This is a genomic window from Pseudomonas sp. D4002 (genome assembly GCF_013385665.1).
GTDB lineage: Bacteria > Pseudomonadota > Gammaproteobacteria > Pseudomonadales > Pseudomonadaceae > Aquipseudomonas.
In genome coordinates this window covers 104,841-112,549 of record NZ_JACAPN010000016.1, presented here as the reverse complement: position 1 = coordinate 112,549, position 7,709 = coordinate 104,841, and the positions used below count along the sequence as shown (strand labels likewise).

General features: G+C 60.0%; 7 protein-coding genes. 2 read left to right on the top strand and 5 right to left on the bottom strand.

Annotated elements, in window-relative coordinates; all coding sequences use genetic code 11:
* Nucleotides 1-245: 245 nt before the first annotated feature.
* Both HX824_RS10130 and HX824_RS10125 read right to left on the bottom strand, forming a co-directional pair.
* Nucleotides 246-1,100 carry an NmrA family NAD(P)-binding protein gene (locus HX824_RS10130; protein ID WP_003217807.1) on the bottom strand — a complete coding sequence of 285 codons (855 nt, stop codon included), beginning with the start codon at nucleotides 1,098-1,100 and terminating at the stop codon, nucleotides 246-248.
* A gap of 96 nt (nucleotides 1,101-1,196) precedes the next feature.
* Nucleotides 1,197-1,640 (bottom strand): Lrp/AsnC family transcriptional regulator, encoded by a 444-nt coding sequence (locus tag HX824_RS10125; protein WP_003217805.1) that lies wholly within the window; start codon nucleotides 1,638-1,640, stop codon nucleotides 1,197-1,199.
* A 130-nt stretch (nucleotides 1,641-1,770) separates the two neighbouring features.
* Here HX824_RS10125 and HX824_RS10120 point away from each other — a divergent pair, with 130 nt between their 5' ends.
* On the top strand, nucleotides 1,771-2,670 hold the full coding sequence (locus HX824_RS10120) for a DMT family transporter (protein ID WP_177054502.1): 900 nt from the start codon (nucleotides 1,771-1,773) through the stop codon (nucleotides 2,668-2,670).
* 19 nt (nucleotides 2,671-2,689) lie between these two features.
* On the opposite strand, the gene HX824_RS10115 is transcribed toward HX824_RS10120, so the two are convergent.
* Together HX824_RS10115 and HX824_RS10110 are read right to left on the bottom strand one after the other, a co-directional pair.
* Complete coding sequence (locus tag HX824_RS10115; RefSeq protein WP_177054501.1) at nucleotides 2,690-4,678, bottom strand: U32 family peptidase; 1,989 nt, start codon at nucleotides 4,676-4,678, stop codon at nucleotides 2,690-2,692.
* Nucleotides 4,679-4,916: 238 nt separating this feature from the next.
* Nucleotides 4,917-5,297, bottom strand: coding sequence for a RidA family protein (locus HX824_RS10110; RefSeq protein WP_003217799.1), 381 nt, complete (start codon nucleotides 5,295-5,297; stop codon nucleotides 4,917-4,919).
* 543 nt (nucleotides 5,298-5,840) lie between these two features.
* On the opposite strand from HX824_RS10110, the gene HX824_RS10105 reads away from it, so the two are divergent.
* Nucleotides 5,841-6,782 carry a cupin gene (locus HX824_RS10105; protein WP_102604313.1) on the top strand — a complete coding sequence of 314 codons (942 nt, stop codon included), beginning with the start codon at nucleotides 5,841-5,843 and terminating at the stop codon, nucleotides 6,780-6,782.
* On the opposite strand, the gene HX824_RS10100 is transcribed toward HX824_RS10105, so the two are convergent.
* Nucleotides 6,775-7,680, bottom strand: a complete 906-nt coding sequence (locus HX824_RS10100; protein WP_177054500.1) for a LysR family transcriptional regulator — start codon at nucleotides 7,678-7,680, stop codon at nucleotides 6,775-6,777. The two genes, HX824_RS10105 and HX824_RS10100, sit on opposite strands and share 8 nt — an antisense overlap.
* Between the last annotated feature and the right edge of the window lie 29 nt (nucleotides 7,681-7,709).

Below are 7,709 nucleotides of genomic sequence, written 5' to 3'. Positions count from 1 at the left end.
CTTTGCTTTTAACACTCAAGCCCGCCGGGAGGCCGCTGTGCTCTTGCTTTTGATTTTGATCTGACTGCCCCAATAAGTCCGAGGCCGAACGCAGGTATTGCGGAGCGGCGGCCCGCGGAGCAATGCCGTTTGGTGGACTTTGCCGCTTTTGCAAAGTGACTCGCTGTAAGAGCGAAACCATACGCCGCCGTTACCCAAATAACGGATATGTACCCAATCACTGAGCTGGCTTGCAGGCCATGGCATCAGGTTTTTGCAGCCAACTCCCGCAGCACCTTGAGCAATGTGGTCTCACCCTTAACCACGTCCGCCTGCTCAAAGCAGATCCAACCTTCGTTAAACCCATCAATCATGCGCATGCGCGGCATTGGATTCTGCGCGCCTTGCTCACGAAACATCGGCTCCCACGCATCGCGAGGCACCACCTGTGCTGTCACACCACGACCAAGCACTTCGGTCAACGTGCGAGCGATGTCGTTCGGGCTGACCCATTGGCCTTCCAGCTCAACTACCCGACGCCCGCTCCAGTGTTGCTGCAACAATTGCGCAGCGAGGCGGCCGACGTCGGCGGTGGCGATCATCGGTACGGTCTTATCCAGCGGTTGCAGGAAGCTGTGGATCACTCCGTGTTCACGGGCCGTGATTACGTCGTAGGCGGTATTTTCCATGAACCAGCCCGGACGCAAAAAGGTCACCGGCACGTTCAACGCGCTCAGCGCCTGTTCCATCAAGGTGCGTTGGGTCAGCAGGTTCAGGTGTTCGGCCTGGGCGCCGATGGTCGACAGGCAAACAACTTTCTGCGGGGCCGCAGCTTCAATGGCCTGAGCGACGGCGGCAATCACCTTGCGCGCCTCGGGAAAACCCGGCTCCGGGTCGAAATCCGAAGGCGGCAGGATGAACACGCCGGTGGCGCCCTTGAATGCTTCGGTGAGGGCCGCAGCGTCGTCCATATTGGCGATGGCGACCTCGCAACCAAGGGCGGCCCATACGGCGCCTTTGCCGGCATCGCGAATGACTGCGCGCACGGGTTGACGATCGTTGAGGAGAAAGCGCGCGAGGGCGCCGCCGACTTTGCCTGTGATTCCGGTGATGACATACATGGTGTTTACGCCTGTTGTTCCAATGTGTGGATCAAGCATAAACACCGCCCTGGATTGACAGAATAGCGATCCCGTCACTGCATCAGTGACTCAGAATCATGAATCACTCAGTGGTGGCAATCGGCGTTTTACCGGGGTTTTCTTGACGATGGCGGTGTTGGTTTCGGCGTAAGCGTTGAGCTTATCCAGCAGTGTGTCGAGTTGGTCCATGGTGCGCACATGCAGGCGTGCGATGAAGCAGTCATCGCCGGTCACCTTGTCGCACTCGGTGAACTCGGGGATCGCCTGGATCTGGCGCTCCACCTCCTGCAGTTTCCCGGGCAAAGGGCGAATGCGCACGATGGCTTGCAGCAGATAGCCAAAATGCTTGGGGTCAATGTCCACGGTGTAGTTCTTCAACACGCCACGCTCTTCCAGCCGTCGCAACCGCTCGCCGACGCTGGGGGAGGACAGGCCGGTGATACCCGCCAAGGCCTTGAGGGACAGGCGCGAATCGTCCATCAATGCGGCGATCAGTTGCTGGTCAATGCTGTCAATCATGGTCGCTCCGAAAGCGATTGCTCAGGTTTGCCTAATAAGAATAGGCGAAATGCAAGGTTCGCCTTATTTAGAATCTGGAGTCGCTACAGGCCAGATTGCCATAATTGAGCCTCACTTGAGGAGCTCAATCATGGACAAATCCATACGTCGCGGTTCATGGGAAATGGTCGCCGCCATGCTCATATCCGGCACCATCGGCTGGTTCGTGCTGGTGTCGGGAGTGCCGGTGGTCGAAGTGGTGTTCTGGCGCTGCGTGATCGGCGCGCTGACGTTGCTGGTGGTGTGCTGGCTGCTCGGCTATCTGCGCCTGGACTTGCTGGACTACCGCAAACTCGGGCTGGCGATGCTCAGCGGCGTGGCGATCGTGGGCAATTGGTTGCTGCTGTTCGAGTCCTACGCCAGGGCATCCATTTCCATCAGTACAGCGGTGTATAACGTGCAGCCGTTCATGCTGGTTATGCTGGCGGCAGTGTTCCTGGGCGAGAAAATCACCGTGCAGAAGCTCGCCTGGCTGAGCGTGGCGTTCGTGGGAATGCTGGCGATTGTCACTGCCCATGGCGATCAGTCAAATACCGGGGACGACTATCTGGTGGGCGTGGCATTGGCGCTGGGCGCGGCGCTTTTGTACGCGATTGCCGCCCTGATCATCAAGCGCTTGAAAGAGGTGCCGCCGCATTTGATGGCTTTGATCCAGGTGACCACGGGCGCCTTGCTGCTGGCACCGCTGATGCAGTGGCACAGCCTGTCTGCATCGATGGATGCTTGGGCGGCATTGCTGACCCTGGGCGTTGTGCATACCGGCTTGATGTACGTGCTGCTGTATGGCGCGATCCAGAAGTTGCCGACGGCAATCACCGGGGCGCTGTCGTTTATCTACCCGATTGCGGCAATCTTTGTCGACTGGATTGCCTTTGGGCATCGCCTGGGCTGGTTGCAATGGCTGGGCGTGGCGGCGATTTTGCTCGCGGCGGCGGGGTTGCAGTGGGGTTGGTGGTGGCGCTCGAAAACAGCGGTGAACGTCACGCCGTAGCATGACGCTCACCCGCGACTCAATGTGCGCCGCGCGGGATGGTCTTGAGCAGGTCATCCGGGCTGATATAACCCACCACGCTGCCCGGTTGCGGCAGGCCGAGGATGTGGCCCTTGATCTTGCCGATCACGTGCATCTCGCAAGGCTTGCAGTCGAACTTCAGCGTCAGTACTTCGTCGCCGTGGATCAACTGCATCGGCGCAACCTTGGTCTTCACCCCCGTCACACCCTTGGCCTGTTTGGGGCAGAGGTTGAACGAGAACCGCAGGCAGTGCTTGGTGATCATCACCGGCACTTCGCCAGTTTCTTCGTGGGCTTCATACGCCGCATCGATCAGTTGCACACCATGGCGGTGATAGAAGTCGCGGGCCTTCTGGTTGTAGACGTTGGCCAGGAACGACAGGTGCGATTCCGGGTACACCGGCGGCGGCGTGGTTTCCGCCTTGCGGCCGCCCCGTGGATGAGCCTGGATACGCGCCTCGGTCAGCGCCTCGATCACTTCACGGCGCAGGGCCTTGAGCTGCGAATTCGGGATGAAGAACGCCTGCGGCGCATCCAGCTCGATCGCAGTGGCGTGGTACTGCGTGGTGCCCAGTTGGCCCAGCAGGTCGCGCAGGGTTTCCAGGGCCTGTTCCGGCTTGTTGGCCACGCCAAACGGGCCGGGCAGGGCAACGCTGGCGCTGATGCCTTCTTCGCTGGTGACGGTCAGTTCCAGGTGATCTTCCTGCAGGCGAGCCGCCCATGACACGCCGATCCGGCGTTCGGCGGAAGTCTTCAGCAAAGCCTGCTGCCAGTTATGGTCCAGGTTGCGGTTCAACGGATGGTTCGGGCGCAGTTGGTGCAAGCCTGCCGGCATTTCATTGGGTTCGACGCGGTAGCGATAGCGCTTCTCGCCGTCTTCTTCGAACTCGCCTTTTGGCTCGGCAATGTTGGCGCGGAAACCCACCACTTCACGCTTGATCAGCACATTGAGGCCGTCGCCGTTGGACAGCGGCTCATGGGTGACCACTTGCAAGTCACGCTTGCCGGCTTTTTCCACCACCCCCACCGGCAGGCCGGTAAAGGTTGGGGTGTCGAAGGCGCCAATGTCGACCTTGCGGTCGGTGACGAAGTAGTCGGTGCTGCCACGGTGGAAGGTCTTTTCCGGGTCCGGCAGGAAGAAATGCGCGGTGCGGCCGCTGGAGGCGCGAGCCAGGTCCGGGCGGTCTTCAAGAATCTCGTCCAGGCGCTGGCGGTAATAGGCGGTGATGTTCTTCACATAACCCATGTCCTTGTAGCGGCCTTCGATCTTGAACGAACGCACGCCGGCATCCACCAGGGCGCGCAGGTTGGCGCTCTGGTTGTTGTCTTTCATCGACAACAGGTGCTTTTCAAAGGCAACCACACGGCCCTGGTCATCCTTCAGGGTGTAGGGCAGGCGGCAGGCCTGGGAGCAATCGCCACGGTTGGCGCTGCGGCCATTCTGGGCGTGGGAGATGTTGCACTGGCCGGAGAAGGCCACGCACAAGGCACCGTGGATAAAGAACTCGATGGCGGCATCGGTTTCATCGGCAATCGCACGGATTTCCTGCAGGTTCAGCTCACGGGCCAACACCAGCTGCGAAAAACCGGCCTGGTCGAGGAACTTGGCCCGGCCCAGGGTGCGGATGTCGGTCTGGGTGCTGGCATGCAGTTCGATGGGCGGGATATCCAGCTCCATCACCCCCAGGTCCTGGACGATCAGCGCGTCGACGCCGGCATCGTAGAGCTGGTGGATCAGCTTGCGCGCCGGCTCCAGCTCGTTGTCGTGCAGGATCGTGTTGATGGTGGTGAACACCCGCGCGTGGTAGCGCCGGGCGAACTCCACCAACTGCGCGATATCGCTCACGTCGTTGCAGGCGTTATGGCGCGCGCCGAAACTCGGGCCGCCGATGTACACGGCGTCGGCGCCATGCAGGATGGCCTCGCGGGCGATGGCAACATCGCGCGCAGGGCTGAGCAATTCCAGGTGATGCTTGGGCAAGGACATAGTTTTTTTAGTCAGGCTTGTCACGGAGGCGGGCATTGTAGCTGCGAAATGCGCTATCGACATCTATCAAGCCCCAGGTGTGCTCCCAAATTGGAATGCACTCAACGGTGGGAGCCGGGCTTGCCCGCGATGCAGACACCGCGGTGTATCAGTGACACCGCGGCGATCCCATCGCAGCCTCGCTGGGGCTCGACAGCTCCCACATCTGATCATCGTTGGTTGATATAGAGCGTTTGGCTCAGCCCTTGGCGGCCATCGCCGTGACTTCAACCCGCATGCCTTCGACGGCCAGGGCGGCAACACCAACCGCCGCACGCACCGGCCAAGGCTTGGCGAAGTAGCGCTTGTAGACTTCATTGAAAGCGGCGCGGTCGGCCATGTCGGTCAGGTAGATGGTCAGGTGCATGACCCGGTCAATCGAACTGCCGGCACGTTCGAGCGCAACCTTGAGGGCTTGCAGGGTGCATTCGCTTTGCAGGGTGATGTCGCCAAGCTCCAGGCTGCCGTCGGCGCGGGTAGGGATTTGCGTGGAGACGAGGATGCCGTTGAAGCCGATAACGTCGGAAGAGATGGAGTCCGGGTCGAGATCGGGGGTGAAGGCGAGGTCGTGGTTGGCCATGGGATTCCCTTGGGTGACATCAGAAAGAAGGCCGATATGGTCCTCGAAAAAAAGGCCCGGGGCAAACCCGGGCCTTTTCGGCGAAGCAGCAAGGTAAAACGGAAGTCCACGATCAACCGTGTTTGTTTAACTAGCCTGTTGTTTCGTGGATAGTTTAATTGCCAATAGTTGCGTGCGCAGGTGCACTGCCGATTAAACTCGATTAATTAAAATTCACTGTGCATATGCGCACGCTGCTGTAGTTTTAACCCTGTCTTAGCCGCTCTGCTTCGACAACATCCTTTGGTTTGCCGCCGCAGTCTCTGCGGCGGATTTTTTATGGGCGCTGATGTATATATATTTAACTTATTTATAAAGTGGCACTTTGATAGTTGGTTGAATCAAACTATCAGTACACCAAGAGAGGCTTGTGCCTGCCCCATTTCGCACAACTGCTATGCAAGATGAGGGATTAATCCACCGCCGCTGAATGCCTATAGTTCTTTCACCGCCGCAGCGCCCCACGGGGCATGCGAAATCCAGCCGTAGATTGAGGTGATCATAATGAATAGCGAATTCAAGCCTGACGTGGCCGATACCCAACCGCAGCACCTGCTCGATGCCGAATACTTTGAATACAGCAAGGCCGCCAATCCCATCAGCGCCAACCTGATCACGCGCATTCCCTATCACAGCTTCCCGGCCTCGCTGTACGACAGTGGGCCCTCTCGGGTAGTGCCGCTGGACCTCAGCGATGCCTTGGGTTGCGAAGGTCCGGCCACCGGTCCGGGGCTGTGTGCGAACTTCATTCGCCTGAACGCCGGCGATACGCTGGAACTGCACCCCAACGCCACCTCACAGGTGTTTTATGTCATCGCAGGGCAGGGCAGTGTGGTTCAGGGCGCGCACCGCATCGACTGGACCAAAGGCTGCTTCATTGCGCTGCCAGGTCTGCAGCAAGCGCAGTTCAGCGCATCAGAGGATGCGCGCCTGTATTACGTCCACGATGAGCCGCTGTTGCGTTACCTGGGCGTGACCCGCAGTGCCGATCGCTTCGTGCCGACGCTGTATCCCGCGGAGCTGGCCAACGCAAAACTGCGGGAAGCGGCCGATGATCCCCGCGCCCAGGACCGTAGCCGTATCAGCATCCTGCTGGGCAATCGCAACTTCCCGCAGACCCGTACCGTGACCCATGTGCTGTGGGCGATGTACGGCATCCTGCCGCCAGGGTCGATTCAGAAGCCCCACCGACACCAGTCGATTGCGCTGGATTTCATCATTGATTGCCCCAAGGGCTGCTATTCGCTCGTGGGCACCGAACTGGACGCCGATGGGCAGATCCGCAACCCGGTGCGGGTCGACTGGTCGCCGGGCCTGGCGTTCGTGACGCCGCCAGGTTACTGGCATGCCCACTTCAACGAGTCCGACACGGAAGCCTTCCTGATTCCGATCCAGGATGCGGGGCTGCAAACCTATCTGCGGTCGCTGGATATCCGCTTCAGCTGAGACGTTTCCAGTGCGGTGTTTCGCCCAGTTGCTCGACGATAAAGTCGATGAAGCACCGCACTTTGGAAGACACGATGCGCTTGGGTGGATACACGAACCACACCGCCGATTCACGGCCTGCGATGCGGATATCCCACTCAGGCAACCACACCAGCAACTCGCCGGTTTCAATGGGTTTGGCTACCAGCCAGTCGGGGAGCAAGGCAAATCCCAGCCCTTGTTGTGCGGCGATCAATTGTGCGTCCAGGTCGTTGATCCGGATGCTGTCTTTATGCACCAGCGGTGGCACCTCATGCCCGTTGGCAAATGCGCTGTCAGCCGCCCCCAGAATCGCCGGCATGGCAGCCAGGTCGGCAGCGTTGACCGGCGCCGGATACTCCCGGCAAAACCCCGGGCTGGCCACCAGCCGGTAGCGCTCATCGCAGATCTTGCGTGCCTTCAACGTGGAATCCGCCAGGGTTCCAATACGGATCGCCAAGTCCGCACCGGCATGAATCAGATTGACGTGGCTGTCGTCCAGCACCAGTTCCAGCTTGATCTGCGGGTAGCGGGCCAGGAAGGCATTCAAGGTGGGAAGGACATGGTGGCGGGCAAAGGCGGGCGGCAGGTTGAGCTTGAGCACGCCCCGTGGCTGTTCGTTCAGTGCGGAGGTGGCGGCCTTGGCTTGTTCGAGTTCATCCAGTACCCGGCGTGCGTGCATCAGAAACGTCTGGCCACCCTCAGTCAGGTGCAGCGTGCGCGTAGAGCGGTTGAACAAGGCGATGCCGAGGTCCTGTTCAAGGTCCTTCACGTAGCGGGAAACCGTGGAGGCCTTGATGCCAAGCCGGTCGGCGGCGCGGGAGAAATTATTGCCCTCGGCGGCTTCGACAAAGGCGGTTAACGCAGCGAAGTAATCCAAGGGCGGCCTCGATCTTGACGGTGGGTTGC

Coding starts and splice junctions, on each gene's coding strand:
- HX824_RS10130 (WP_003217807.1), bottom strand. CDS start 1,100: ATGTATGTCATCACCGGAATCACAGGCAAAGTCGGCGGCGCCCTCGCG.
- HX824_RS10125 (WP_003217805.1), bottom strand. CDS start 1,640: ATGATTGACAGCATTGACCAGCAACTGATCGCCGCATTGATGGACGAT.
- HX824_RS10120 (WP_177054502.1), top strand. CDS start 1,771: ATGGACAAATCCATACGTCGCGGTTCATGGGAAATGGTCGCCGCCATG.
- HX824_RS10115 (WP_177054501.1), bottom strand. CDS start 4,678: ATGTCCTTGCCCAAGCATCACCTGGAATTGCTCAGCCCTGCGCGCGAT.
- HX824_RS10110 (WP_003217799.1), bottom strand. CDS start 5,297: ATGGCCAACCACGACCTCGCCTTCACCCCCGATCTCGACCCGGACTCC.
- HX824_RS10105 (WP_102604313.1), top strand. CDS start 5,841: ATGAATAGCGAATTCAAGCCTGACGTGGCCGATACCCAACCGCAGCAC.